This window comes from Variovorax glucosi (assembly GCF_051216695.1).
Classification (GTDB): Bacteria; Pseudomonadota; Gammaproteobacteria; order Burkholderiales; family Burkholderiaceae_C; genus Variovorax.
The window spans coordinates 1-1,058 of sequence record NZ_JBPJZE010000366.1 but is presented as its reverse complement, the minus strand read 5'-3'; the positions used below and the strand labels follow the sequence as shown (position 1 = coordinate 1,058).

2 protein-coding genes are annotated in these 1,058 nt (G+C 56.8%); both read right to left on the bottom strand.

Annotated elements, in window-relative coordinates; translation table 11 throughout:
• A partial coding sequence (locus ACSFA3_RS25725; protein ID WP_435508145.1) for an ABC transporter substrate-binding protein occupies positions 1–438 on the bottom strand: 438 nt, incomplete at its 3' end.
• A 191-nt stretch (positions 439–629) separates the two neighbouring features.
• On the bottom strand, positions 630–1,058 hold a 429-nt coding region (locus ACSFA3_RS25720), incomplete at its 5' end, for a LysR family transcriptional regulator substrate-binding protein (protein ID WP_435508144.1).

Here is a 1,058-nt window from a genome sequence, read left to right as displayed (position 1 = left end):
CTTGGACTTGAGGTCCTTGACGTCGGTGATCGCGCCACCGTCGATGACCGCCAAACCCCAGTCGATGACACCGTTCCCCATCACGCCGCGAACTTTCGCATTTCCATCCGTGTTCGCCTGGATCAGGTTCGTGGCATTCAGCTCCGCAAACTCGATGCCACCAGATGCAAGTTGCTGCAGCGCCTGGGCGGATCCGGAGACACCGATGACGTTGACGTCATAGCCCTCCTGTTTCCAATAGCCCAACGCCAACGGCATCATCAGCCACGGATAGCTGATGTTGAGAACCTGGCTTCCTACAGCAATGGTGACCTTCTTCAGCGGGCGGTCCTGTGCCTGAACCGTATGCCCCACCGTGACGAGATAAAGGGCCAACACAGCGAATGCCCATTTACGGAGCAAGCACCGGCAGAGACGAACGGATGAATGGCGCGGCATGAAGTCTCCTTGTTCAACTTGATGCGCAGTGGAGCACGTTCGCACTTAGACCTAAAGCATGAAATTCAGCTCAGTGCGTTCGAATATCTGGCACGCTGAAATCTACATGCGAGTGACGCGATCAGAGGCGAAAAAAAGATCGAAGCAATCCATGGCCTCTCTCACCGTTCTGCGCTCGGAGAAGCGTCGAATCAGTCGTCCGCAGTGGCGCGCCGCACGGCCTCTTGCAGATGCTCAAGAAAGATGCGAACTGCGACCGGGAGATTGCGGTCCGTGTGAACGCAGATGTTAAGCGGCCACTTCTCGACGCCCTTACCCCGCAGCGGCACGTACTTCAGGCCACGTGGCGGTGTTGAACCACCGAAGTATTTGTTGACGATTGCGACGCAAAGACCTGTGGCGGCCGACGCACGCATCAACTCGAAAGAGTTCGTCACCATGACACCGCGCGGCTTGATCTTCGCCTTTGCAAACATCCTTACATAGCTGCCGCGGATGGTCAGCGTTTCATCCGGCAATGCCATCTCTTCATCGCCGCACTCGCTGATGTCCACGAAGGCTCGCTTGGCAAAAGGATGGCTTCCGGACACCAGAAGGCATGGCTTGATGAACCGTTGCTC